This window comes from Chitinophaga flava (assembly GCF_003308995.1).
Lineage (GTDB): Bacteria > Bacteroidota > Bacteroidia > Chitinophagales > Chitinophagaceae > Chitinophaga > Chitinophaga flava.
On the sequence record NZ_QFFJ01000002.1, the window covers coordinates 1,939,493 to 1,965,777 of the forward strand.

Below are 26,285 nucleotides of genomic sequence, written 5' to 3' on the forward strand. Positions count from 1 at the left end.
ACCTTAGCTTTGCGACCTTGATTTTTAAAATTATCTCTGTGCCAACAAAATCTGTTTGTAGACCTAGTGATAATAACCCGGACCAACGAATCTGTACAAATTACAATGCATGAATAGATCTGCTAGGATTTTTTCCAAAAGACTGTTTACGGGAATAAGCTTGCTGCTTGCTGCTCCCGGCGTTTTTTCCCAGGTGAAGAAAGACAGTGTGGCAGCACTGGAGCTAAAGGAAGATATCAGGAGCAACATCCCCGTAATTGTATTGGACGAGAATGATGCTGACAACAATGCCGGTTCATCCGGACAAAGCATCTCCTCCATCCTTTATGGCGGCCGTGATCCTTATTATTCCGGCGTATTTAATTTTAATGCGGCCCGCTTTAAATTACGCGGTTATGATGCTTCCTACTTTGATACCTATATCAATGGAGCGCCTGTTAAAAATCTCACCAACGGCTATACGGCCTGGAGTTTATGGGGTGGTCTCAATGATGTGATGCGCAGCCGTATCACCAGCATTGGCCTGCGTCCTATCGATTTTGCCTACGGCGATATCGGTGGAGCCAACTACATCGACACCCGTGCATCCAAACAAAGCAAAGAGCTGAGTGTAGGTTATGCACAATCCAACCGCAACTACAACAACCGTGTAATGGCCAGCTGGTCTACCGGTCTGATGTCCAACGGATGGGCCTTTTCCGTAGCCGGTTCTTTCCGCTACGCCGGCCAGGGTTATGTAGATGGTACTTTTTATAACGGTGCTTCCTACTTCGCATCCATCGACAAAAAAATCAACAAACATCACCTGCTGTCATTCACTACCTTCGGTACGCCCACCGTTTATGGTGGACAAACCGCGGCCACACAGGAAATGTATGACCTCGCAGGTTCCAATTTCTACAATCCTTCCTGGGGTTATCAACAGGGTAAAAAAAGAAGTGCCAACTATTCCAGCAACTTCCAACCTTATTTTATCCTCAACCACGAATGGACCATCGATAATAAAAGCAGCCTGAAAACAACAGGTTCCTACTCTTTTGGTGACCGTACCCGCACCGCGCTGGACTGGTACAACGCTCCGGACCCACGCCCGGATTACTACCGCAACTTACCCAGCTACGCCACCGATGACGCTACCCGTCAGCTGCTCACCGGTATCTTTACTAACGATGTAAATGCACGCCAGATCAACTGGGACAACTTATACGAAGTAAACCGTCACAGCATTGGCAAAGATGGTCTGCGTTCCCGTTATATTCTGGAAGACAGAATTACCGCTACACAAAAAGGTAATTTCAACTCCGTTTATAATACCCTGCTGGATAAAAATATTGAGTTCACCGCAGGTATCTCTTATAATGTACAACAGGACCACAACTTCAAAAGAGTAAATGATCTGCTGGGTGGTGATTATTATCTCAACCTGAACCAGTTTGCTGAAAGGGACTTCCCGGGCAGCAGCCAGATGAATCAGAACGATCTGGACGATCCTAACCGTGTACTGAAAAAGAATGATAAATTCGGTTACGACTATACGTTGAACCTCAACGAAGCCAAAGCCTTTATGCAAACGGTCTTCAAATACAACCACTTCGACTTTTTCCTCTCCGGCGCTTATTCTTCCACTTCCATGTGGAGAACCGGTAATGTACGTAATGGTCTGTATCCTGATAATTCCAAAGGCAAGTCTACCGTTTACACCTTTATCAACTACGCTGCCAAAGGTGGTATCACCTGGAAAATAGATGGCCGCAACTATCTGTTCGCCAACGGCTCTTACGCTACCCGCGCACCTTTCGTGGAAAGTGTGTTCACCTCTCCGCGTATACGTAACACTGCCCAGAACGATGTTCGTTCCGAACAGATCATTGATGTGGAAGCTGGTTATGTGCTCAACTGGGAAAAGCTGAAGTTCCGTCTCAATGGTTATTATACCAACTTCAAAGATGGTATGGACGTGCTGAGCTACTACGACGACAGCTACCAGAACTTTGTGAACTATGCGCTTTCCAATATCGGTAAAGAACATTATGGTATCGAGATCGGTCTGGAAGCACCGCTGTACAAAGGTTTGAGCGTTAAAGCTGCTGCCAACATCGGACGCTACTACTACAATACCCGTCAGAATGCAGTGGTAACTGTAGACAACAGCGCTACCGTACTGGCCAACGAAACCGTTTATTCCAAAAACTATCGCATCGGCCAGACACCGCAGGAAGCATATACTGTAGGACTCAACTATCAGGGTAAAAAATCCTGGTTCGTGAACCTTAACGTAAACTACTTCGATCAGATGTGGGTGAGCATGAACCCTATCAGACGTACAGAACGCGCTACCAATGGTGTTGAGCCTGGTTCCGATCTGTGGAAGAGCATCCTCGCACAGGAACAACTGTCAGGTCAAACAACCGTAGACATCTTCGGTGGTAAAACCTTCCGTATCAAAACCGGCAAAATCAGATCTACACTGGTATTCACCGCAGGTGTCAACAATCTGCTGAATAATCAGAAAATGATTACCGGTGGTTTTGAACAGCTGCGTTTCGACTACACCGATAAGAACGTGAATAAATTCCCTGCCAAGTATTATTATGCATATGGCCTGAACTACTTTGCTAGTCTGGCTTTGCGCATGTAATAGTGAAAAAGATAAAGTATAACTAAAATTATTAAACTGAATATCAGATGAATAAATTGTATAAACAATTCGTACAATTCTCCGGTGCAATGCTGATGCTGGCCCTGGTTGTTGCCGGTTGTAAAAAAACTTTTGACGAACCACCCTATAAAGATGGTAATCCTGATCTGAAAGTAACCAATACCCTGGCTGAACTGCAGGCGATGTACAAAGGCGCTCCTGTAGACATCACCAATGATATAGTGTTGTCTGGTGTGGTAATCGGTGACGACAAATCCGGAAACCTGTTCAAACAGATCGTTATCCAGGATAACACTGCTGGTATCAACATCCAGCTGGATGCCTCCAACCTGAATGCTAAATATCCTATCGGCCGCAGAGTATTCATCAAAGCCAAAGGCCTGACCCTGGGCGCTTACGGCGGTTTGCTGGAACTGGGTTATGGTGTGAATGATTCCAAACAACCCGTACGTATTCCGCAGGCACTGATTGACAGTTTCCTGGTAGGTGGTAGCGCCGGTAACGTAGTTGCTCCGCTGGAACTGGCCCTGGACCAGCTGAACGGCAAATACCAGAACATGCTGGTGAAAATCAAAAAAGCACAGGTATCAGTTGCAGATACCAGCAAAACTTTCGGTGATCCAACAAAAGGACAGGCTTATGTAAGCATCAGTGTTCAGGATACTACCAAAGGCAGCCTGGTAATCCGCACTAGCAGCTATGCCAACTTCGCTGCTACTAAAGCACCTAAAGGCAGTGGTGAACTGACTGGTATCTATACCATCTTCAACGCAGACAATCAGCTGGTAATCCGCGATGTGACTGACGTCGCTAAAATGACTGGTGCTCGTAACGAGCCAGTTGTTCCTCCGGCTACTAACATTGAGCTGAAAACATCTCCGTTACTGATCAATTTTGATGATATCGCAACTGAACTGCCAATAGGCGTTACTGTTAGAGCCAGTGCGTCTGCTACTTATCTTGGTAATGATTCTATCGCTGCTTTCAAGAAAGCTCCTTTGAAATGGACTGACGTAGCTTTCGGATTTAAGAATTTTGCTTCCGGAACAGATATGACTTTGGACTCGGCTAAACAGTCAGCAGCTACAAACCGTGCACTTGGTGTTCGTCAGACCGGATCAGTAGAGGCGGGTGTTGCATTTGTATTTGAAATCAAAAACACTACAGGTAAAAAGAACCTGAAAATGAGCTTTAAACTGCAGTCACTGGATGCTTCCAGCGCGCGTGTGACTACCTGGGCTGTAGACTACGGTACCGGTGATACACCTACGTCCTTCACTACTGCTAACGCTGTAGGCACAATGACTACCGGTGGTTCTACCGCTGCTAGTAACACTGTGACCGTTGATTTCGGTAGCGCATTGGATAACAATAGTAATAAAGTATATATCCGTATTGTTACGCTGGGTAAAACCTTAAACTCTGGAAACAGAGCATCTTCTGCTATCGATGATGTGCAGTTCTCCTGGAATTAATAATTAGGATTATAAAAGGCAAAGCCCCATTGATTTCTACAATCAATGGGGCTTTTGTATTTTAAGATTTAATCAATAACCCTATCTGAGGTTACGGTTTATTTAAACACGTCTTTCCCTTTATAATAAACGTTATACAGGCTATTGGCATCCAGGATGGCAGTTACACAATGTCCGTTGTATATGGATTGTCCTAAAGCAACTCCTCTTTTACAGGGTTTCATTTCTACTACCACTTCTTCGCCGGGAGGTAGTAGAAATTCAAAGGCTTCTGGCTCATGTATAATATACATGTCTTTTTCAGATTGATTGAGTATGGTAAACGATACGCGATCCTCACTCATAAATATTGATTAAAGGCTAACAACATTAATGTAAAAAAGGCTGACCAAAGTAAAAGAATACTTTCTGGTCAGCCTTTTATATCCGTGCCTGCCGGAGGCGGCAGTTTAAAATTAATCAGTTTATTTGTACAGCTTTTTCTTCAGCTGTGTTCTTACGCTTTCGGGCAGTTTCTTAAACAGGTCCAGTGGAACGCCGGCCGCTTTGGCTTTGGCTTCCAGTGTTTCTACAGTGCAGACATAGTCTTTCCATGCAGTAGTTTTTCCGGAGCCGGTATAGAGTGTGTTGTCGTTCGGCATATCTACAGCGATTACAGTAGCATTAGCGTCTACACGAGCCAGGTCATTGGTACCTTTAGGAATGATCACTACTACTTTCCATACTTGTTTGGGTACTGTAATCCTGCCATCGTCCAGTGTTTCCACGAAAGCAGTTTGTTTGTCTCCGCGTCCGCCTTTGCCATAAGAACCCATAACGATGAAAGCTTCATTACCGTTTTTAACAGTCTGACGGATAAAATCTTCCATATTAGCCCAGGGTATCTGGTTGAGTGAAGCAGCCTGCGGAATCATGTTGGTCATCAGGAAAGTAGCGCTGTTGGCAGGTTTAGTGGCAGTGCGGTCGCCTGAAGGGCAGTTGTGGCCGCGATCAAAACCTGTTACGCTACCGGCGTAGCTGGAGGCCAATACCTGGTACCAGCCCTTAGGAAGATTGATGTCTGATCTGAAATCATTAGAACGATCAATAGTTCCTGGGCAATCTTCAGCCTGCAGATGCCAGCTTACCCAAACGGGGATACCGTCGTTTTTACTATAAGCTTCCATAAAATACTGTTGATCCATCAGGTAGTTCTCAAGGAGAACAAGATCTGATTTTGCATCTGTTGGATTACCCAGCAACAGGTGTCCATTATCACCAGGAACAGCGCCTGGTTCAGTAGGTGTTACAGGTGGATTTACGACAATGGTGTCTGGTTTGCCGGCCGTACCGGGAGCGGATTTGCGGATGTCATCCTTGGCACAGGCAACGATCAGTAGCAGAGCGATATAGGTCGCTAGCAGTCTAAAGTTAATTCTCATCTATCCCTCGTTGTGAAATTTAAAAATGCAAAGGAAGCACTTTAATGTTAAAACAACGTGAAATAATCAGAATAAAACGTGTATACGTGAAAGATAGTAATCAGAATACTTCGTTGATGCCAAAGTAAAAGCCGGATTGGTCTCTGCCGCGGCCATAGTCCAGGCGTATATTCACCCGGTTTTTGAATTCCCACCGATAACCAATCCCGTAGCTGATCAGTGTTTCACTCAAGCTCAGTTCATTGAAGCGCGGGAATACATTGCCGCCGCCCACCCATAATACACAGCCGCTGCGGCGGTAGATACGCTGCCGTAGCTCTGCCTGGCCTGTGAGATAGTTACGGTCGCGGAAACGGCCTTCATAATAACCACGTAGCCGGTTGGTGCCGCCAGCCTGTGACAGCAGGTTCCAGGGGACGTCGCCATTTTGTTGTTCTGCATAGATATCAGTAGCAACAATAGCACCACGCCACAAACGATGGTACCAGTCATACTGTAGTTCCAGTTTGGAGAAAACAGTTTTGTTACCCAGAAAGGAAGGGTAGAAGCGGTAGCCTACTCTTGCAAACATGCCTCTGGAGGGGTTAGGGATGAAGTCCCGTGTATCATACACTACAAATGGACCTATGCCCATGCCGAAAACATTGTCGGGCTGCATGAGCGGTTTGCCTCCTGCTGTGTCAATATCTCTGGCCTGTGCGTTTTGTATATGTATACTGGCACCTGCATAAAATTTATTGCTCAGGTTGATACTGAAGTCTGACTGAAACTTCTCTGTAAGCAACAGGTATTTGGTATAATGATTTTTGTCGGAACCGGCGTCATAGCCAATACCCCAGTATTTGTCGGGGCGTGAGCTGAAAGAGGCTCTGATGCTCATGCGGAAACGGTCTTTAGGGAAGATGGTGGTATTGTTGATACCGATGCCATAAAAGCCGGTGAGGGATACGGAACCGAAAACAGCTACATTGGAAACAGGCAACAAGCTGTCTGCCCGGTCGGTACGGTATTGTGCGGCTACCATTACAGCAATGCCGGCACTGGTTTCCGGTGTATATACAGGCCCACCGATAAAGCTGAGATCTACTTTTTTATGTTTCCTTTCTTCATTGGTATGTTGCAGATAGTGTAGAATGCGTTGGTACAGCCCATTGTGGACTGTTGTGTCGGTACCGCTCCGAGGAACAGTATCTTGTTGGGCCAGTGCCTTATAACTGCAACCAACAAATAGCAGAAGTAAGAGTTTTCTTATCATGTGAATACCTGTCATTCAATATAACAACAATAACCAATAAACAGTTGCCAGGCATCAAAACGGAAAATGAGAACGGATAGTATAAAAGCAGGGCAGCCAGACAAAAATGCCTGGCTGCCGTTATAAAAGGGTTAACACATCAATCGATGAATAGTTTTGTCACGGCGGCTGTATCCATGGCCCATTGGGCGGTATATGTCTCATCGGCTTGCAGACTATCAGTTATCTGTAGTTCTTGCGCAGCGGCTTTTATTTCCAATAATTGACCAATGCTCAGTTTCTGGTCCAGTTTACGCAGGATTCCCTGTACGTTATTGGCTCTCAACCCTTGAACAACCTGGCCTTCGAAAGGCATCTCCAGCCAGATGATAGTGGCAGCAGCCACATCCAGCACTCCGAATGCCAGCCCTTTGGTCAGTCCTTTTGTGATGCGCACCTGGTGCTGTACGCAGGAAGGATCATAGGCCACGCCTGTTTTTTCGGAGATCTTCATTTTATGTGCACTGTTCATCCATCCGACTACCATTTCAGGAACAAGTGCCCCTGCAGTGTAGGCGTTACAGGTGAAGGTGACATAACGGGCGCCAGCAGCTGCCAGTACGGGCAGGTCCAGCTCTATGTATTCGGCAGTACCTGTCTGGGCTGGTATATAGCGGATGTCTCCACTATGCAGACAACCGGTTGTCTGTAATTTGGCGAAAGAGCAGAAGTCTATACTATCTTCATAGCTGATATGACAGCTCAGGTCCATATCAAGGTGCTGGGCAGGCATTCCTTTACCCCACTGCATAAACAGCCTCACCTTGTCGCCTTGCACTGGAAAACGGGTCCCCATCAGGGTGGCAGACAGATCCTGTATTTGTTCGCTACGGTCGCCAATGGCGAGCGGTATACGGAATAAAGCAGGATCTATATACATCGTACGGGCATCTGTTGGGACGGCTGCAAAACGTTTTTTAGTAGCAGTCAGACAAAGGTTGGTTACTGCCTGCTGCATCTGCTCCAGCTCCTGTTGGTCATACAGCGCCAGCAGTTTGTTAGGCTGCAGTTGTTTGACCGTACCACCACCCAACGGTTTCACAAAACGGATCGCCTGATGGTCGAAGTAATAGCTGGCATACATCTGCAGGGTAAACAACAAGCGTGCAGGCACTTTATCGGCTACCTGCGAAAACGCGCTGATGGCTGCTTCCGGGCCAAACCACAACATATTGGCAAACAAGGAACGGGCAAACATCCCCGGACGCTGCTGCAGCAGATAAAACGTGCTGGCTGCATCACAGCGTAACCGAAACTGGTTCACTCTTGCCTGCCATACTTCATAATCACCACGGTAAAATCTGTCCATGATCGTTTGCAGTTGCTCAAAACCCGCACGCTTGCTGTATTCCGCAAGGCGCAGCGCTCTGATAAAACGTACCCACATCTCACGTTGAGGATGCATGTCTGCACAGATCTTCGCTGCATCGGCAGGCAGGGCATTCATCCATTGGGCTACCATTAAAGCCTGTTTACGTCCGTATTTCAACTTCAGGGAAGCTTTGACGGATGTTTTGGCTTCCGTTGTTTTAGGGTATGCCAGGTGCTGCTGGTTACGTTGCTGACGGCGTGCCACGGTCTTAGGGCTTACCAGCTGCAGGAAGCCGGTGTGTTTGTACCAGAGGTACCGTAAGATATCTGTTGGGGTATTAAAGAGATGTTGCGCCGCTGTTGCCTGGTCCTGCTCAATCAGGATGTCTACCACCATCATAAGGGTTTCTTTGATAGTGATTTTTACTGCCGGCATCGGAAGCGTAGCAAGCAGCTGCCGCAGGCTTTCCTGTTGCGTAGCATCCAATGCTGTTTTTGAGGCCAACAGGTTTTTGAGGAACTCAGTGGCATCATCATCGGTCCAAAGCTCCAGTACCCGCAATTTGCTGGCTTGTCCTGAATACACTGCTGTAGCGGTTTCCAGAGGCATCCCACAGAAAGGGCAGCCATTGTATCGTTCCAGCGGAAATGTATCAGGTGGGATCAGATGCCCACAGGCCAGTCTGGTACCACCGCTAAGGCCCAGCAGATTGGTGAAGTAGGTAATGATGTGGTCTGCGGTGGTTTCACCGGTAGGCTCGCTCCAGTTTTTCACCAGCGGAGCCCAGTTTAAACCTACGCCCATCACTTTCCGCAGGTGCCGCAGTATCTGGGCATGATAGTCAGGGGTAGTATGCTGAAGGGCATGTAACAATGGTTCGGATATCGTATAGCCAAGTTTATTCAAACCGGCAACCAGCGCGGCTGTAGCCAGGGTCATGTTCTCAGTGGATGCCTTGGAAGAAACATAGATGGCTTGCTGCCGTATGGCTACGGATAAAATGTTGTTCATGATATGTAGAATTATAATCAGATAATCTTGTTGCTATTTTTATCCAAAAAAAGAAGTAAGCAACAATTGACCTTAACTATGATAACTATGATAACTATGATAACTATGATAACTGTGAAATGATTGTGATGAGAAACCGTAATCGTAGAAGTAATCGAACCATAATCGTAGTAGTAACTTTTACTTGACCGTTTCAACAATACAAAGATGCAGATACATGTGCGCAGTCTTTTTGCGCACTATAATTTTAACTGTGATTTTTTTTGATTTTTTTGATTCTCCTGATGTGGGGAGATTGATTTTTTATGAGAAGGAAGGATGATATTTTTTAAATCTCTGTTGTAAAAGTGCATTCATCCTATATAATTTTACGCCGCGATTATTATATTATTCAATCAATGCAAATAACAAAAAGAGGTCTTCGCTCATCAGGAGCATCAAAAAAAATCAGAAAAATCACAGTTCATAGGGGCATACGCATCGCGCGTTATGTGGTGTACCGGGAAACCCTGATTGACAAAAAAAATATCTATTGGTCATTTATAGGAGCCTTTATAGGCATAGCTTCCATCGGGTTGCTCAGTTATTATTATATGGCTATAAAGGATAATCTTTTCCTGATAGGCTCTTTCGGGGCATCAGCTATTTTGATCTACGGGCATACACAAAGTCCGTTGGCACAGCCGCGTAACCTGGTTGGCGGGCATATCCTGAGTGCCATCATCGGCGTAACAGTACGGTATCTCATTCCCTGGCCGGAGTGGGAGTGGCTGGCTTGTTCGCTGGCGGTGGCTTTGTCCCTGATTGCGATGCAGATAACCAAAACAGTACATCCGCCGGGCGGCGCGACAGCCTTGTTGGCCATCGCTGGTTCGCCCGCTATCCGGAAGCTCGGATTCTGGTATGTATTATCTCCTGTAGCGAGTGGTGTCGCTATCCTGTTGGTGGTAGCGGTGGCAGTCAATAATATGACCGATATCCGGAAATACCCTGATAAAGGCAAATGGTTTTAATCTGTTTTTTTATGATATAGGACCGTGTCGGAGGCCAGCTTTTCAAGCTGGTAGCCGCCGGTATCGATCCTGAGCTGTGGCAGCTGCTGTTGTAGTGACTGCAGGGCATTGTCATGTGTAGTACGCTGATAAAGGTACAGCTGTTCCAGTTTTTTGTTTTTAGAGAGAGTAGAAAAAAAAGTGGGATTAAGCGTGGTGCCGCTTAGATTCAGGTAACGCAACTCCTGACAGGTTGCCAGCGGACTACCGTTATTTCCTTTGATGGCCGTGTGTTTCAGTTCCAGTCTGGTAAGCGCAGCCAGTTTACCGATGGTAGCCAGCGCTGCATCTGTAATGCGGGTACCGGACAGGTCGAGCCATACCAGCTGGGCTTTTAGCGGTAGCAACAACGTCATGTCTTCATCGCCAAAACCAGCGGCATTGATACAACTTATAGTAAGATAGTGGCTGTTGGCCGCTACTGGCAATACTTTCACACCTTTAGCTTCCAGGGCAGCCAGGCTTCCATGGTCAGCTGCTGCTACATCAGTGGAAGGTACATATTCATTATGGTCTAGGGCTTTCGCTGGCATCATCGCTTCCAGCACCAGCTGTATACGGGGTGTGGCTGGCAGTTCTTTTACTGTTTTACCTGCGGGCGCTCCCTGGGCTATCCACCAGTACAACAGTTCCAGCTCCCGAGGGGTGAGCTGTGGTTTGCCTTTGGGCGGCATGCGGTGCTCATCGTTATCAGGTAGTACCAGTCGTTTGAATAGCTCACTTTCTTCCGGCATGCTGTCTTTCAATACAGGACCATGTTCCCCGCCCTGGCGGATGAGGGCCATGGATTCGAGTCGCAGTCCTCCTTTAAGTTTTTGTGCATTATGGCAGCCATAGCAGCGGCTGGATAATACAGGCATCACCAGGTCTTCGTATACCCTGGCATCCCCGATATTCGTATAGGTGGCTACGTTATCTGCCGGCTTTTTGCTGCCAGTAAATGATTGCAGGGCTGGTGGCATAGCCTGAAAGAGATAATCATCGCCATGGGTCAGGGAGCCGCCATAGTGGCCGGCAGCGCCGACCATCAGTATCAGTACGATGAAGAGTGGCAGCTCTGCTTTGGACCAGCGGCCCTGGCGTGTATTGACCAGCAACAACAGTACGCTGATAACGGCCACGCCTATACCGAGCCACTGATGGGTGGATAGCAGATGATCATCATAACCACCATCGAGCGAAAGCAGGTAGCCTGCCACACAGCTGGCGATGGCAGAGAGGGCGGCAGCCAGCAGTAGTACGGGCAGGGCTGTACGAAGTGCTGCCCGTTTACTGTTGCGGGCCAGCAATGCCAATATAAAAGTAATGATCAGGACGCCTATGGGCAGGTGTACGATCAGCGGATGTATCCTGCCTATAAACAGGTTCCAGTTTCCGGAAGCAGCTAATAATCTCATTTTTTTCCGTAGCGCTGTTTGAGTTGATGCATCATGTATACATTGATGTCCCACTGGTTGGCAAGTGGCTGACGGGTATACGGCAGCACAGGCATATAGTCGGCAGGCCCGAATTCCGTAAGTATGGTGAGTGGTTTGCCTGCGGCCTGATGACGTTGCACTACCTGGTCCCACCAGTTGAAATGAGCTTTCACTGCGTTGGCCCATTCGGGTGCGCGCGGATCATTCACCTGCGGGCCTTCGGGATGGCCTATGCGTGCATGGATATGACCGGTGCGTTCCAGCGCTTTGGCCACAGTGGTTGCCTGGTCTTCAAGCAACGACTCATGTACATTGCACCAGTGGGAGATGTCCAGGGTAAGCCGCAGATCAGGCTTAGCCTCGATGAACTGCCGGGCGATATGGGCGGCAAACAACATGCGGGAACGGTGTGTTTCGTGATAGATGGGAATGCCCGTCCGTTGTGTGATGCGGGTGGAGATATCGATGAGGGCTGTATTCTGTTCAAAGGAAAAATAATCCTTACCAGACTGGGTATTGATATACAGCGGCCGCGGTCCATTGCTGGTGGCGGCTGTCAGCATGTTCTCATACTGAGTGGCATGTTTCGTATAGTCGCTATCGTGACCACCGCAGAGGTATCCTACCTGCAGCTTATATGTAGTCAGGGCGTCAAACAAAGCTTCCTGTGCTGATTTTTCGGATGGCCACCATAACTCTATGCCGTCGTAGCCGGCTTGTTGTGCGTCGCGGCAGAAGTCGTATATGCTGCCACCATAGCCCCAGTTGGTAGCCATGACAATGAGCCGGAAGCCGTTGGCCGGGGCTGCGGCAAAGGAGGGCAGAGATGCCAGGCATAAAGCGCCGCTCATTACGGCGGACTGTTTTAGGAAAGTTCTTCTGTTGGAATGCATGCGAGAATAGCTGTTTTAGGCTAATATGGGAGTGATTACTTTTCCGCCTACGTCTGTAAGCCGGAAGGGACGGCCCTGGAAATGATAGGTCAGTTTTTCATGGTCAAAGCCCAGCTGTTGCAGGATGGTGGCATGGATATCATTGATGGCGACTTTCCCTTTAACGGCGGTATAACCGATTTCATCGGTTTCTCCCCAGGAAAATCCTTTTTTAATACCGGCGCCGGCCATCCACATGGTAAAAGCTTCTACGTGATGGTCCCGCCCCAGGAAAGGCGTGTCTTTACCATCGCGGTTTTCCTGCATAGGGGTGCGGCCAAATTCACCGCCCCATACCACCAGGGTTTCGTCTAGCAGACCCCGTTGCTGCAGATCTTTCAGCAGTGCGGTAATAGGTCTGTCTATCTCTCTGCATTTATTACGGAAGCCATAGTCGATAGCCAGGTTTTCGTCGGTGCCGTGGCTGTCCCAGCCCCAGTCGTACAGCTGCACAAAACGAACGCCTTTCTCTACCAGCTTACGTGCCAGCAAACAGTTGTTGGCAAAGGATTCCTTGCCAGGCTGGGTGCCGTACATTTCGTGTATATAATCCGGTTCCTTGTTGATGTCCATTACATCGGGAACGGATATCTGCATTTTATAGGCCAGCTCGTACTGTGCAATACGGGCCACTGTTTCAGGGTCACCGAATGTTTCATATTCCTGCCGGTTGATATCATTGATGGCGGTGATGGATTGTTTGCGGAGATCGCGGCTCATGCCTTCCGGATCAGTAAGAAACAGTACAGGATCACCTTTGGTGCGGCATTGTACGCCTTGATAAACAGAAGGAAGAAAACCGCTGCCCCACACGCTTTTACCTGCATCCGGTGTTTTACCTCCGGAGGTGAGCACCACAAAACCAGGTAGGTTACTGTTTTCGGTGCCCAGGCCATAAGTCACCCAGGAGCCTATGCTGGGCCTTCCCAGCCTGGCACTGCCGGTATGCATGAGCAGCTGGGCAGGGCCGTGGTTGAACTGGTCTGTCTGCACAGCTTTGAGGAAACTCACGCCATCGGCCATGGTCGCAAAGTGTGGCAGATGATCGGATATCCATGCCCGTGATTCGCCGTGCTGTGCAAATACTGCCTGTGGCCCCAGCATTTTGGGTACGCCTCTGATAAAGGCAAAACGTTTGCCTTCCAGCAGGGAGGGCGGACAGAGCTGGTTATGTAGTTTCTGCAGCTCGGGTTTGTAGTCAAATAATTCCAGCTGCGAAGGTGCGCCGGCCATATGAAGGTAGATAACGCTTTTGGCTCTGCCAGGGAAATGCGGTGCTTTGGGCGCCATCGGATCGAGGTTGATATCAGGCTGTTGATGTGCACTGCTGCCGCAGCTGCTGAGCAGGAAAGAGCCCAGGGCCGCGCTGCCCAGGCCGGTCACACAGTTCAGCAGGAAATGCCTGCGGGTAATATAACGCAGCGTCTCCTGGTTGGCTTCACGGATCAGTTTTTCGTGTAGACTGGACATATAGTTTCAGTTTAACGTGTTTACGATTTTGTCAGAAATTCATCCAGGTTCATGATGGCATTGGCTACCACAGTAAGAGCCGCCAGCTGGGCCATCTGTGGTGTTGTGTCCTTGTATTGCAGCAGCGCTTTGGCAGCTGCCGGCGATTGCCGGTACTGCTGCAGGGCGCTTTGATACAGCCGATGTAGCACGGCCAGTTTGTTGTCGGGCAAAGAACGACACATAGCTGCCTGATAACCCCAACGGATACACGCAGTGGCATCGTCATGGCCGTTGCTGAGCATCTGTTGTGCCAGCGCCCTGGCTGTTTCCACATATACGGGATCGTTGAGTGTCGTCAGTGCCTGCAATGGAGTATTGGTACGGATGCGGCGTTGCAGGCATACTTCTCTGCTGGAACCGTCGAAAGAGATCATAGAAGGGTAAGGGCTGGTACGTTTCTGGAACACATACAGGGCACGACGGTACTGGTTGCCGTCCTGCGCCTGTTTCCAGTATTCACCGCTCCACACAGTTTGCCAGATGCCTTCCGGCTGGTAGGGCATTACGCTGGGGCCATGCAGGTTGCGGTTTAACAGACCACTGACAGCCAGTGCCTGATCTCTTACTTCCTCTGCAGTAAGTCTGAAATGCGGTCCCCTGGCCAGCAACCGGTTAGCAGGATCTTTTTCCAGCAGGGCCGGTGTGGTGGTAGCATCCTGCTGATAGGCGGCCGATAGTACAACATCGCGCAGCAGTTTTTTCACACTCCAGTGGTGATCGTGCATAAACCGGTAGGAGAGCCAGTCCAGCAACTCCGGATGAGACGGCAGGAATCCCTGGGAGCCTAAGTCTTCCACGGTTTCTACAATACCAATACCGAATACCTGCTCCCAGAGCCGGTTGACCATCACTCTCGCAGTAAGTGGATTGGCAGGGTCAGTGATCCAGCGGGCCAGCCCCAGCCGGTTACGGGGCGCATTAGCCGGAAATGGATTCAGTGAATGTGGTACATCCGGTGTTACTGCTTTGCCTTTCACCATCCAGTTGCCCCGCTCAAAAACATGCGTGGTGCGCTGCATGGAAGGCGGGTTTTCTATCATCACGGGAATATCCTGTGGTTGCTGGTTGATAAGTGCCAGCAGCGATGCATTCACAGCATCATATCCTTTTTGTCCTTTGCCGGGAAGATCTTCCCGGAAAGCAAACCACTCCACCATACATACCGGGTCGGCAGGCTTCAGAGAAGCATTACGAAATACGAAGTAGAGATCATGGGTACCGTTGGTGGCGGGAAGCGGAATAGTTATCACCTGTCTGTCTTTGGTGGGCGCCAGTGCCTGTGTAAAGTATACAGGCCCGCGCAGGCTGTCCAGCCGGCATTCCAGCGTGCCTCCCTTGTTGCCGGTCCAGTAGTTCATCAGCAGCTGTGTTTTGCCACCGGTGGTTTGTGCAGGCAGCCGGCAGCTGCCGTTATGCCGCACACCAAGATATTTGGTATCGTATAAAGAGCCGTTCACATAACGATCGCAGTCGTGTGCATGTACTTTAGGCTCCAGCACTTTCAGGAAGTGGGCCACGTCTGTCACCTGTTCGTTGTTGCCGTATTGTTGTACCCAGGCGCTGATACGGTTTACTTCGTGGATACCCAGACTGTCGTAGAAGCGCAGCTTGGGATGTTCCATATGGGTATCTTCATCGCGGGTATTGTTCATGAAGGCGAGTAGCTTGTAGTAGTCTTCAAAGCGGAAGGGATCATAGGGGTGGCTGTGGCATTGTACGCAGCCAATGGTGACGCCCTGCCATACTTCCATGGTAGTGTTGATACGGTCCATGACGGCGGCGGTGCGGAACTCTTCATCCTGGGTGCCGCCTTCGTCGTTGGTCATGGTGTTTCTGTTGAAGGCGGTAGCGATGAGCTGATCGTTGGTAGGCGCTGGCAGCAGGTCGCCGGCCAGTTGTTCGGTGGTGAACTGATCATAGGGCATGTCTTTGTTGAATGCATCAATGACCCAGTCGCGGTAGCGCCAGATGTTCCTGCTGGCGTCTCTTTCATAGCCTTTGGTATCGGAGTAGCGGGCGAGGTCCAGCCACATGGCGGCCCAGCGCTCGCCATAGTGGGGCGATTGCAGCAGGGAGTCCACTATCCGCTGGTAGGCAGCGGGACTGTGGTCTGCGCTGAAAGATGCAGCCATGGCGGGTGTAGGCGGCAGCCCGGTAAGGTCGAAGCTTACGCGGCGCAGCAGCGTCATAGGATCGGCTGGCGGTGAAGGTTTTAATCCTTCGGCCTGCAATCTGGCGATAATAAACCGGTCTATATCATTGCCGCTTTTGATATTTACATCGGGCACAGGCAATGGTTTCAGGGGTACATAAGCCCAGTGTTCTCCCCATTGGGCACCTTCTTTTACCCAGCGGGTGAGGATGTCCACTTCTGCTGCGCTGAGTGGTGCTCCTTTCTGTGGCATCCTTTCTTTTGGGTCTTTACAGGTAAGGCGGCGGATAAACTCACTCTTTTCCGGATGGCCGGGGATGATGGCGGGTTTGCCGGATTTGGTATTGCCAAGGGCTTCTTCCCGGAAAAGCACGCTGAAGCCGCCATTCTGTTTTACGCCGCCATGGCAGCTGATACAATGTTTGTTGAGAATAGGTTTGACTTCCGCGCTGAAGTCGGTGCGCTGGCGGGACTGGCAGGCCGTTAGCAGTATGCTGCCGGTAATCACCAGCGCAGTTGCGGCCCTGAACGTGGATAAGGAGCGCATAAGTTTTTTCATTGAGCTATGTAAAAGTAATCGTCCGCTTGCACTAACCGGATAGAGGATTTGCTGAATATGATGGATTATTTTACGGTGGCTGTTTCTTTCTCCCGGTATTGGGCGGGCGACAATCCCATTACTTTGGTGAAGAGGCGGGAGAAATAATAAGGGTCTTCTATGCCGAGCAACGCGGCGATCTCCTTGATGCGCAGATGGGTGAAATGCAGGTACTGACAGGCTTTCTGGACTTTCAGATGGTTGAAGTATTCGATAGGGGAGTAACCGGTATTGTGTTTAAACAGCCAGGAGAAATGGGAGATGGACAGGTTGATGGACTGCGCCATTTGTTCCAGTGTCAGCATACGGTCCAGGTGATTGTTCATATAGTCGATAGCGTGATCGATAGTGTCCTGGCCGGGTTTTGATTTGCCCGGATGATAACAGCCAGGGTAGATGCACGACGCGAGAAACGACCAGAAGCTCATATTGGCATACAGCAGGTTTTCTGTGCGGTAACCTCTTTCCAGCTGCTGATAGATACTGTCAAACAACGAAATACGCTCGTTAGCATGCGGCAGAAAAGTCTGGTGCCCGTTTAACTGCTGGATGGCGGTATGCACAATGGCGTCAGCTGTATGGCCTGCAAAATGGGCCCAGTAGATCGTCCAGGGATCGGTATCATGGGCATGATAGGCGTGTGCCCATTCCCGTGGTATCAGAAAACAGTCACCCGCCTTGATGGGGTATTCATTTTTTTTCAGCCGTATACTGCCCCGGCCTTCCTGGCAATAGATCAATATATGTTCGGGCGCTCCGTTCAGCCGTTTACAGTAGTGGAACTGCGCCTTGGGATAATAACCGATGTCTGTGATGTACATGGTTTTCATCACCGGATCGGCGGAACATCTTTCAAGCAGAATGTTACGGGGTATGACGATCGCGCGCTGGCCCTGAAAACCTTCCCTTTTTCTGATCATGCAACGTGGATTTTACTCCTTTGAAAGTAAGAAAATCCATCCGTTATTTTAGTTGGTTTTCAGGCTTTTTAACGGATTGGCCAGTGCAGCCCGTACTGACTGGAAACTAACCGTACACAGGGCGATGAACAACGTGGCAGCACCTGCCACCACAAACACCCATATACTGATATGTACCCGGTAGGCAAAGCTGTTGAGCCATTTGTTCATAGCCCACCAGGCCGGCGGAGCGGCAATGACAAAGGAAATGGCCACCAGCCGGATAAAATCCCTGTTGAGCAGCTGTATAATGCTGGTCACGCTGGAGCCCAGCACCTTACGGATGCCGATTTCGTGTGCACGTTGTGCCGCCATAAAAGTAGCCAGCCCGAAGATGCCCATGCAGGCAATGATAACGGATAAGGCAGAGAATATCATCGCCAGCTGCTGTACCTGCTGGTCAGCCTTATACATCCTGTTAAATGATTCATCCAGAAAATAATAGTTGAAGGGCATGCCGGGTGCAATCTTTTTCCATTGCAGGCGGGCCTGGGCAATCACTTTCTCCGCGGCAGTACCGGTTACTTTCAGGGATACCAGGCTAGGTCTGTAACTGTCCAGTGTTAAACAGAGCGGGCCTATTTTCTGATGCACGGATTCGTAGTGGAAGTTTTTCACTACACCGATGATCGGGTATTGATCCATAGTGCCATCATTCCTGCGGCAATAGATGATTTTACCTATCGGATCTTTATAACCCAGTATACCGGCTGTGACTTCATTAATGATCACCGCGGAAGAATCTGCGCCGTAGTCGTGGCGGAAGTTGCTGCCTGCAGCCAGCTGCATACCCATCGTCTCCAGATAATCATAGTCTACTTCCCATTTTTGTGTGTTAAAACTATTGGTGGCTGTGGGTACGGCTTCTTTACAGATGTTCCAGGCATTGCGGTCCGAACCGGATACCGGCAGATAAGAACTGACAGTCGCATTTTTTACTTCCGGTATAGACAGCATTTCTTTTTTGAAAACCTGGGTGTGACTGCCAAGGGCCGCTGCCCCACTGATAACCAGCACCTGGTCCTTATTAAATCCGGGGTTGCTGTTTTGAATATAACGGAGCTGCTGATATACTACCAGCGTGCCTATAATCAGAAACACCGCAGTAGAAAACTGAAACACCACCAATACGCTGCGTAGTCCGGCGCTCTTGCCACCCAGGCTTAATTTGCCTTTGAGTACTTCCACCGGCCTGAAACCCGATAGGAAAAAAGCGGGATAACTGCCGGCCAGTATTCCTACTGCAAATGGTAATAACAGCAGCCATGGCAGTATACGGGATGACATAAGATAAGACAGCGCCATCGTTTTTCCGGCAATACTGTTAAACAAGGGCAGTACACAATAAGTAAGTACCATTGCTGCCAGCAACGCCAGTATCGCCATAAGGGTAGACTCCGTAAGAAACTGGCCTATCAACTCTTTACGGGTAGTACCCAATACTTTACGAATACCCACTTCTTTACTTCTGCCAGCAGAATGGGCAGTGGTCAGGTTCATAAAATTGATGCAGGCAATCAGCAGTATAAACAAGGCTACTGCACAAAAGGCATATACGTACTGGATATTTCCCGGCGGACTTAATTCATCCTGACGATCACTATACAGATGGATACGGGTAAGTGGCATGAAGTAAAAATCCGTGAAGTTGCCCGCCTGTTCAAATTCTGCCATACTATGAATGTTCAGCGGTGCCAATGCAGGGATCAGATAGTTGATTACAAACTGCCGCATATTCCCCTGAAATGTTTTGTAGTCGATGCCGGGCTTGAGTACGATATAAGTGTAAAAATTATAGTTACCTGTTTGCCCCCATTCATAGTTCAGGCTTTTCATGGAGAAAAGGAAATCGAAATGAAAATGGGAGGCAGACGGAATATCTTTTATAACAGCTGTGATCTTATAAGGGACTGTTTTTTGATCTTCTTTAATGTCGAGATATCTCCCTGTCACATCGGTGCTGCCAAAATATTTCTGTGCGGTACTCGCTGTTATCACCACTGTATGGGGCTGGTCCAGCGCTGTTCTGGTATCTCCCTGTATGGCCGGAAGGGTAAAGACATCGAAAAATGTGGAGTCGGCGTATGCGGTCTTTTCTTCCAGAATATATTCTTCATTTTTCTTTACCAGCTTGCGGTTCTCGTGCGCGTAAAGGCGGGTATAGGTTTCTACCTGGGGATAATCTTTTTTCAACACAGGTCCCATTACATCGGAAGTGCGGATCATCCGGATATCCTGGCCTCCCCAGCGTATATCACTTTGAATACGATAGGTCCTATCTGCTTTCTCATGATACCTGTCAAAGCTCCATTCATCGGTAACATACATGCTGATCAGCAAAAAGCAACACAAACCAATCGCCAAACCAGCCAGATTGATAAAAGAGAATAACTTGTTACGTACAAGATTCCGCCAGGCAATAATTATATAGGTTTTTAACATCATTATCATATAATAGGCGATAAGTGCCCACGAATAAAATGCCGCACTTAAAATATATGTAAATCATTATTATACATAGTATGTAATATTTTATTTCGTCCGGTTTCGATCTTTATCTGTCCGTTTCCGGTCAAAAAAATAAATCCTTGTCCTCCTCCATTTCCATCATTATCATCACACACATCACACACATCACAGTTCCCATTCATGTAAATAATTGTTGTATTTTATACGCTTATTAATATACTTGTAGTCGTTCTTGCGTAAATCTATAACTGAACAATGAAAAAAAGTGTACTTACCATGGCCTTTGCCGTTATTGGAACGGCAGGGTGGGCGCAGCAGTTGCCTTCGGAGTTGCAGACACCGGAAGTGGTATCTGTTAACAGGATGCCGATGCGGGCATCAGCCTTTGCCTTTGAGAATTTTACGTTGGCCCGGCAACGTGATAAAGAGAAGTCCGGCAATTTCCTTTCGCTCAACGGGCAATGGAAGTTCAACTGGGTGCAGGATCCCCGCAAACGCCCGGCTGACTTTTACAAAACAGATTTTAATGATGCCGCATGGGATAACTTTAAAGTGCCTGCCAACTGGGAACTGAACGGTTATGGTCTGCCCATCTATGTGAATCATCCATACGAGTTTACAGGCCGCACCAAAATGGGCGGTGCACTGAAACCTCCCTACGATATACCGGAAGACAACAACCCGGTAGGCTCTTACAGAAAGAAATTTACTTTACCGAAAGACTGGGACGGCCGTCAGGTGTTTATTCATCTGGGTGCGGTGAAATCGGCCTTCTTCATCTGGATCAATGGTGAAAAGGTGGGCTATAGCGAAGACAGCAAACTGGCCGCTGAATTTGATATCACCCGTTTTGTAAAACCAGGTGAGAACCTGGTAGCCCTGCAGGTGTACAGATGGAGTGACGGCTCTTACCTGGAATGTCAGGATATGTGGCGTATCTCCGGGATTGAGAGAGAGGTATATCTCTATTCCACCCCCAGACTGGATATCAGGGATTTTAAAGTAGCTGCCACACTGGATAAATCGTATACCAACGGTGTACTGGATGTAAGTCTGGATGTGAACAATTACCGCATTGATAAAAAAACAAACCACAGCAAGCCGGATACTTTTTCTGTAGGAATACAACTGGTGGACGCTGCAGGCAAAACCGTACTGCAGGAAGAAGCCGCCAACCCACAGCAGGTATTGGGCAACTATAAAAAAACAGTGAGCTTTCACCGCGAAGTACCAGGCGTACAAAGCTGGTCGGCTGAAACACCTTATCTCTATACGCTGTACTTCACCCTGAAAAATAAATCCGGCGAAGTACTGGAAGTGATACCGCAGCGGGTGGGCTTCCGCTCTGTTGAGCTGAAAGACCGCAACTTCCTCGTCAATGGAAAAAGAGTTTTCTTCAAAGGAGTGAACCGTCACGAACACAATCCCACACAGGGTCACACCCTTACCCGTGAGGATATGCGTAAAGATATGGAGATGATGAAACAGCTCAACGTAAATGCGGTGCGTCATTCCCACTATCCTCCAGACCCTTATTGGATGGAGCTTTGCGATGAATATGGTTTGTATGTGGTAGATGAAGCTAATATCGAATCTCACGGCCGCTACTACGATCTCGCCTATACGCTGGCCAACGACAAACAATGGCGTGTACCTCATCTGGAAAGAGTGAAGCGCATGTACGAACGTGATAAAAACCATGCTGCTGTAGTCACCTGGTCGCTGGGCAACGAAGCCGGCAACGGTACCAATTTCTACGAAGCATACGACTGGCTCAAAACACAAGACAGCCGCCCCGTACAATACGAACGTGCAGAATGGGACTATAATACAGACATGATCGTTCCACAATATCCCGATCCGGAATGGCTGGTGAAATATTCCAAAAGTAACCCCGACCGTCCGATGATCATGAGTGAATATGCGCATATCATGGGTAATAGTCTGGGTAACTTCCAGGAATACTGGACTGCTATTGAAAACAATCCTTACCTCCAGGGTGGTTTTATCTGGGAATGGATAGACCAGGGTATCGATACGGTGAAAAACGGTAAACGTATCCTCGCCTATGGTGGCGACTTTCCGCTGAGCGGGCCGGTTAACGAGGCTTTCAGCGACAACAACTTCTGCGTGAAAGGCGTGGTGACAGCACATCGCGGCCTGACGCCTATGGCAGTGGAAATAAAGAAAGTATATCAGCATATCAAAAGCCGCTACAAAGGCAATAACGTGGTGACTGTCACCAATGGTTATTTCTTCCGTGATCTGGCTAATGACCAGCTCAACTGGGAACTGCTGGAAGATGGAAAGGTGATAGAAAAAGGTGCTGTTAAAGACCTGACAGTAGCAGCGCAGCAGTCAGCTGATATTACCTTGCCGGTAAAAAGCAGTATCCGTGCAGGTAAGGAGTATTTCCTCAATGTACGGTATGTGTTGAAACAGCAGGAGCCTTTCCTGCCTGCAGGTTTTGAAATAGCATCAGAGCAGTTTGCCTGGGGTAAAGGTCAGGCGCTGGCACCTGCTGTGGTAAAACCTGCTCAGCTGACTTTGCAACAGGATGGCGGTCGCGCTACCATTAAAGGTGCTGGCTTCGCCGTTACCTTTAATCTGCAACAGGGCATGCTCGAAAAATATGAGCTGAAAGGAGAACAGGTCCTGGAAGGCGGTTTGCAGCCAGCTTTCTGGCGTGCTCCTACTGACAATGATATCGGTGCAGGATTTAATCACTCCCTGCGCAAATGGCGCAACGCCTATGCTGCGGGAAAAGTGCTCGAAGCAAAAGTGAATAAGACCGCTGATGGTTATGAAGTTTTGTTGAAGAAAGAAATAGTGGAAGGAGATGCCGTAGCCACACAAACCATTACCATTCACGGTGACGGCAGTATGAAAGTGTCTAATGCATTTACTGCTGTAAAAGGAAACTATACGCTGATTCCCCGCATCGGTAATGACTTGCAGCTGAAGAAACAGTTTGACCAGATTTCGTATTATGGCCGCGGTCCATGGGAAAATTACTGGGACAGAAAAACAGCTTCTTTTGTAGGCATCTATCAGCAGTCAGTTGATCAGCAGTATTTCCCTTACGCCCGTCCGCAGGAAAGCGGTAATAAGGCCGATGTACGTTGGGTTAGCATGACTAACAAAAAAGGAAATGGTATACGCTTTGAATATGCAGACAGTCTGCTTAATTTCTCAGCGCTGCCTTACAGCCTGGATGATCTCGATCCGGAAGCCGATAAAAAACAATATCACTCCGGTGAGCTGGTAACACGTCCTGAAATATATATGCATATAGATTTGCAGCAGTCGGGCCTTCAGGGTATCGACAGCTGGGGCGCTATGCCACTGGAAGAATACCGGATACCGTTTAAGAACCATGAGTACAGTTACTGGATAAAACCGGTGATGTAATAAAGATATCATCTATAACGAACAGGCTGCTGAATCCATTTCAGCAGCCTGTTTTGTAGTATCTTTACAGTCCTGCAGGACAATATCATGGAACAGACAGAAAATAGTGCCCAACGGAAGATTATTCACATCGATATGGATGCGTTTTATGCATCTGTGGAGCAGCGTGATCATCCGCAGTATCGTGGTAAAGCCATTGCGGTAGGTGGTTCGCCGGAAGGGAGGGGAGTGGTGGCTACAGCCAGTTATGAGGCGCGGAAATTCGGTGTCCGTTCTGCGATGTCGTCCAGGCGTGCTTTACAGCTATGTCCCCAAATTATTTTTGTACGTCCCCGTTTTGATGCTTACAAAGAAGTGTCCCGTCGTATCCGGGAGATATTTGCGCGTTATACCGATCTTATTGAACCACTTTCGCTGGATGAAGCTTACCTGGATGTTACAGTTGATAAACTGAATATTGGTTCTGCCATAGAGATTGCGAGGCAGATCAAAATGGCTATCCGTGAGGAGTTGCAGCTGACCGCTTCTGCAGGGGTGTCTGTTAATAAGTTTGTGGCCAAGATAGCTTCCGATCTCAACAAGCCGGATGGGTTTACGTTTATTGGTCCTTCTTCAATTGAAAGTTTTATGGAACAGCTGCCAGTGGAGAAGTTCCATGGTGTAGGTAAGGTGACGGCCGACAAGATGAAGAAGATGGGGCTGTTTACCGGCGGTGATCTCAAGAGGCTGTCGGAGCAGGAGCTGAAGCAGTATTTCGGCAAAGTAGGTACTTTCTACTACCGTATTGTACGGGGCATAGATGACCGTGCGGTGCAGCCACACCGCGAAACCAAATCCCTGGGCGCAGAAGATACCTTCCCCGTAGACCTGACGGCGGAGGAAGACCTGCATGCTGAGTTGGAGAAAATCGCGCAGACTGTTTACAACAGGCTGGAACGCTACGGCCTGAAAGGACGTACTATTACCCTGAAGATCAAGTACAGCGATTTTAAGCAGATAACCCGTAATCAATCATTTCCTTTTCCGGTAGGAGATATGGACACAATACTCCACACGGCCAAACAATTGTTGGCAGCTACCAGGCCAGAAGATAAGAAGATACGTTTGTTGGGTATAACGTTGTCTAATTTCGGAGAAGCGGGTCCTGTTTCGGATAAGCCTGTTAATCCACAGTTATCACTTTTCGATTTTGAGGGATGATCTTTACCTGTTGAACTAATGGCTTATTGCCAGTAACCGGGTAAATCAATCTCTGTCGCTACTTCGACAGCACGGGACCTGATCATTTTTTTCATGTCATCGTGCAGTTCCTGATGCTCTTCCCAGAAAGGAGCGGGAACATCCAGTACATTTTTCAGCAGATCGCCGGGGTACAGATCAGCTTCTACCAACAGGTCATCTTTAAGTTTTTCGATGGCCAGTGGCACCAGATAGGTTGGGTTAAAGGATTGGCCTATCAATACCCGTAGATCGCTGGCAGTTAATTTGATAACGGGTACTTTGCTGAGGGCAATGCATCTTTTAACTAATACTGAATCGTTTTCTGTAGCGGGTTCCCAACGTTTGTTTTCTAATTGTTCCAGAGATTTGTATCTCCAGACGTCTTTCCTGTTCATATGACCTCTCGTAACTTTTTGTCAATAATATACTAATTTAGTCAGATGATACCCAATCGCGTAATTTTTTTTCTTTTTGATGGGGTACACCTGCTGGATCTGGCAGGGGCTGTGACCGTTTTTGTAGAAGCCATTTGTTGTGGCCAACCTTATGAGTTGAAGTACGTATCTCCCTACAATCACCCGGGAACATCCTCGGGGCTTGGTTTTGCCGCTGTAGATCCGCTTGATTCCGTGACAGTAATGCCGGACGATATCCTGATTATAGCGGGCATGGACCTGAGAAGATGGGACCGTGCCGATGATGCTTTGTGGATACCCTGGCTGCAGGCTGCGGCTGCCACTGGCGCCACCGTCTGCTCTGTTTGCACTGCAGCATTCGCATTGGCCGCTGCAGGCCTGCTGGATGGTCAGCACTGTACCACACACTGGGCGCAGACGACCTTCTTACAACAGCAATTTCCGCGCCTGAAGGTAGTGGAAAACAGATTATTTGTAAAAAGCGGCCGGATTTATACCAGCGCCGGCATCGCTACCGGTATCGATATGGCGCTCTCTCTCATAGAAGAAAGGCATGGTATCGCCTTTGCGAGCCTCCTCGCCAAAGTACTGGTAGTACCCATGCGACGCGATGGTTCTTCACCGCAAGATAGCATCTTCCTGCAAAACAGACAGCATATTAATCATCAAATTCATCAGGTACAGGATTATATCGGCGCCCATCTGCATCAGAAACTCACCCTCAGCGAACTGGCCGATCAGGTGTTTATCAGTCCCCGCAACCTCACCAGACTGTTCAAAACCGCCACCGGTACCACTATCGGAGATTATATCCAGAAACTCCGCAGGGAAAAAGCCCTGCTGCTGCTTAAATCAGAACATAAGGTGGCCTGGGTAGCCCGGGAATGTGGTTTTAAAAGTCCTAACCAGCTGCGCCAGCTGATCAAAAAAGATACAAGCCTCAGACTGTCCTGATCTGTAGCTTCCTTGTCCC

17 protein-coding genes are annotated in these 26,285 nt (G+C 48.5%); 6 read left to right on the top strand and 11 right to left on the bottom strand.

From position 1 onward, the window contains the following. Positions 1 to 109 precede the first annotated feature (109 nt). Complete coding sequence (locus DF182_RS24070) at positions 110 to 2,638, top strand: TonB-dependent receptor (protein WP_113618335.1); 2,529 nt, start codon at positions 110 to 112, stop codon at positions 2,636 to 2,638. Between the two features lie 47 nt (positions 2,639 to 2,685). Next, complete coding sequence (locus tag DF182_RS24075; RefSeq protein WP_113618336.1) at positions 2,686 to 4,134, top strand: DUF5689 domain-containing protein; 1,449 nt, start codon at positions 2,686 to 2,688, stop codon at positions 4,132 to 4,134. Positions 4,135 to 4,232: 98 nt separating this feature from the next. Here DF182_RS24075 and DF182_RS24080 read toward each other — a convergent pair whose 3' ends face one another. From DF182_RS24080 to DF182_RS24095, 4 genes are all read right to left on the bottom strand, one after another. Further along, complete coding sequence (locus DF182_RS24080; protein ID WP_147243532.1) at positions 4,233 to 4,478, bottom strand: hypothetical protein; 246 nt, start codon at positions 4,476 to 4,478, stop codon at positions 4,233 to 4,235. 120 nt (positions 4,479 to 4,598) lie between these two features. Further along, complete coding sequence (locus DF182_RS24085) at positions 4,599 to 5,555, bottom strand: DNA/RNA non-specific endonuclease (protein ID WP_113618338.1); 957 nt, start codon at positions 5,553 to 5,555, stop codon at positions 4,599 to 4,601. A gap of 100 nt (positions 5,556 to 5,655) precedes the next feature. Continuing rightward, the gene (locus DF182_RS24090) at positions 5,656 to 6,810 is read right to left on the bottom strand and encodes a BamA/TamA family outer membrane protein (RefSeq protein WP_161964241.1); all 1,155 of its coding nucleotides are present in this window, start codon (positions 6,808 to 6,810) and stop codon (positions 5,656 to 5,658) included. 139 nt (positions 6,811 to 6,949) lie between these two features. Then, on the bottom strand, positions 6,950 to 9,172 hold the full coding sequence (locus DF182_RS24095; RefSeq protein WP_113618340.1) for a hypothetical protein: 2,223 nt from the start codon (positions 9,170 to 9,172) through the stop codon (positions 6,950 to 6,952). 398 nt (positions 9,173 to 9,570) lie between these two features. Here DF182_RS24095 and DF182_RS24100 point away from each other — a divergent pair, with 398 nt between their 5' ends. Further along, positions 9,571 to 10,185, top strand: a complete 615-nt coding sequence (locus DF182_RS24100) for an HPP family protein (protein ID WP_113618341.1) — start codon at positions 9,571 to 9,573, stop codon at positions 10,183 to 10,185. On the opposite strand, the gene DF182_RS24105 is transcribed toward DF182_RS24100, so the two are convergent. The 6 genes from DF182_RS24105 to DF182_RS24130 all read right to left on the bottom strand — a co-directional run bounded on the left by DF182_RS24105 (position 10,182) and on the right by DF182_RS24130 (position 20,246). Further along, positions 10,182 to 11,621 (bottom strand): c-type cytochrome domain-containing protein, encoded by a 1,440-nt coding sequence (locus DF182_RS24105; protein ID WP_113618342.1) that lies wholly within the window; start codon positions 11,619 to 11,621, stop codon positions 10,182 to 10,184. The genes DF182_RS24100 and DF182_RS24105 overlap by 4 nt on opposite strands. Continuing rightward, positions 11,618 to 12,535 carry a sugar phosphate isomerase/epimerase family protein gene (locus tag DF182_RS24110; protein WP_113618343.1) on the bottom strand — a complete coding sequence of 306 codons (918 nt, stop codon included), beginning with the start codon at positions 12,533 to 12,535 and terminating at the stop codon, positions 11,618 to 11,620. The genes DF182_RS24105 and DF182_RS24110 overlap by 4 nt, the downstream gene beginning before the upstream one ends. A 15-nt stretch (positions 12,536 to 12,550) precedes the next feature. Continuing rightward, positions 12,551 to 14,044: a DUF1501 domain-containing protein gene (locus tag DF182_RS24115; protein WP_113618344.1), complete on the bottom strand. Its 1,494-nt coding sequence runs from the start codon at positions 14,042 to 14,044 to the stop codon at positions 12,551 to 12,553. Positions 14,045 to 14,064: 20 nt separating this feature from the next. Continuing rightward, entirely contained in the window at positions 14,065 to 16,797 is a 2,733-nt protein-coding gene (locus tag DF182_RS24120; RefSeq protein ID WP_245957527.1) for a DUF1553 domain-containing protein, read from the bottom strand. A gap of 65 nt (positions 16,798 to 16,862) precedes the next feature. Next, the gene (locus DF182_RS24125; RefSeq protein ID WP_113618346.1) at positions 16,863 to 17,756 is read right to left on the bottom strand and encodes an AraC family transcriptional regulator; all 894 of its coding nucleotides are present in this window, start codon (positions 17,754 to 17,756) and stop codon (positions 16,863 to 16,865) included. A 48-nt stretch (positions 17,757 to 17,804) separates the two neighbouring features. Further along, complete coding sequence (locus tag DF182_RS24130) at positions 17,805 to 20,246, bottom strand: ABC transporter permease (protein WP_211327197.1); 2,442 nt, start codon at positions 20,244 to 20,246, stop codon at positions 17,805 to 17,807. Positions 20,247 to 20,519: 273 nt separating this feature from the next. Between DF182_RS24130 and DF182_RS24135 the strand changes: the two genes are divergently transcribed. Then, the gene (locus tag DF182_RS24135; RefSeq protein ID WP_113618348.1) at positions 20,520 to 23,675 is read left to right on the top strand and encodes a glycoside hydrolase family 2 TIM barrel-domain containing protein; all 3,156 of its coding nucleotides are present in this window, start codon (positions 20,520 to 20,522) and stop codon (positions 23,673 to 23,675) included. 87 nt (positions 23,676 to 23,762) lie between these two features. Then, on the top strand, positions 23,763 to 24,875 hold the full coding sequence (gene dinB / locus DF182_RS24140) for a DNA polymerase IV (RefSeq protein WP_113618349.1): 1,113 nt from the start codon (positions 23,763 to 23,765) through the stop codon (positions 24,873 to 24,875). Between the two features lie 23 nt (positions 24,876 to 24,898). On the opposite strand, the gene DF182_RS24145 is transcribed toward dinB, so the two are convergent. Beyond that, positions 24,899 to 25,291: a contact-dependent growth inhibition system immunity protein gene (locus DF182_RS24145; protein WP_113618350.1), complete on the bottom strand. Its 393-nt coding sequence runs from the start codon at positions 25,289 to 25,291 to the stop codon at positions 24,899 to 24,901. Positions 25,292 to 25,336: 45 nt separating this feature from the next. Between DF182_RS24145 and DF182_RS24150 the strand changes: the two genes are divergently transcribed. Next, positions 25,337 to 26,266, top strand: coding sequence for a GlxA family transcriptional regulator (locus tag DF182_RS24150; protein ID WP_113618351.1), 930 nt, complete (start codon positions 25,337 to 25,339; stop codon positions 26,264 to 26,266). The last annotated feature ends 19 nt before the right edge of the window (positions 26,267 to 26,285 follow it).

Bases quoted from the DNA above. Each gene is read 5' to 3' on its own strand.
- DF182_RS24080 (WP_147243532.1), bottom strand. From the start codon at position 4,478: ATGAGTGAGGATCGCGTATCGTTTACCATACTCAATCAATCTGAAAAA.
- DF182_RS24105 (WP_113618342.1), bottom strand. From the start codon at position 11,621: ATGAGATTATTAGCTGCTTCCGGAAACTGGAACCTGTTTATAGGCAGG.
- DF182_RS24070 (WP_113618335.1), top strand. From the start codon at position 110: ATGAATAGATCTGCTAGGATTTTTTCCAAAAGACTGTTTACGGGAATA.
- DF182_RS24150 (WP_113618351.1), top strand. From the start codon at position 25,337: ATGATACCCAATCGCGTAATTTTTTTTCTTTTTGATGGGGTACACCTG.
- DF182_RS24125 (WP_113618346.1), bottom strand. From the start codon at position 17,756: ATGATCAGAAAAAGGGAAGGTTTTCAGGGCCAGCGCGCGATCGTCATA.
- dinB (WP_113618349.1), top strand. From the start codon at position 23,763: ATGGAACAGACAGAAAATAGTGCCCAACGGAAGATTATTCACATCGAT.
- DF182_RS24145 (WP_113618350.1), bottom strand. From the start codon at position 25,291: ATGAACAGGAAAGACGTCTGGAGATACAAATCTCTGGAACAATTAGAA.
- DF182_RS24130 (WP_211327197.1), bottom strand. From the start codon at position 20,246: ATGATAATGATGTTAAAAACCTATATAATTATTGCCTGGCGGAATCTT.
- DF182_RS24090 (WP_161964241.1), bottom strand. From the start codon at position 6,810: ATGATAAGAAAACTCTTACTTCTGCTATTTGTTGGTTGCAGTTATAAG.
- DF182_RS24075 (WP_113618336.1), top strand. From the start codon at position 2,686: ATGAATAAATTGTATAAACAATTCGTACAATTCTCCGGTGCAATGCTG.
- DF182_RS24115 (WP_113618344.1), bottom strand. From the start codon at position 14,044: ATGTCCAGTCTACACGAAAAACTGATCCGTGAAGCCAACCAGGAGACG.
- DF182_RS24120 (WP_245957527.1), bottom strand. From the start codon at position 16,797: ATGAAAAAACTTATGCGCTCCTTATCCACGTTCAGGGCCGCAACTGCG.
- DF182_RS24100 (WP_113618341.1), top strand. From the start codon at position 9,571: ATGCAAATAACAAAAAGAGGTCTTCGCTCATCAGGAGCATCAAAAAAA.
- DF182_RS24085 (WP_113618338.1), bottom strand. From the start codon at position 5,555: ATGAGAATTAACTTTAGACTGCTAGCGACCTATATCGCTCTGCTACTG.
- DF182_RS24110 (WP_113618343.1), bottom strand. From the start codon at position 12,535: ATGCATTCCAACAGAAGAACTTTCCTAAAACAGTCCGCCGTAATGAGC.
- DF182_RS24095 (WP_113618340.1), bottom strand. From the start codon at position 9,172: ATGAACAACATTTTATCCGTAGCCATACGGCAGCAAGCCATCTATGTT.
- DF182_RS24135 (WP_113618348.1), top strand. From the start codon at position 20,520: ATGAAAAAAAGTGTACTTACCATGGCCTTTGCCGTTATTGGAACGGCA.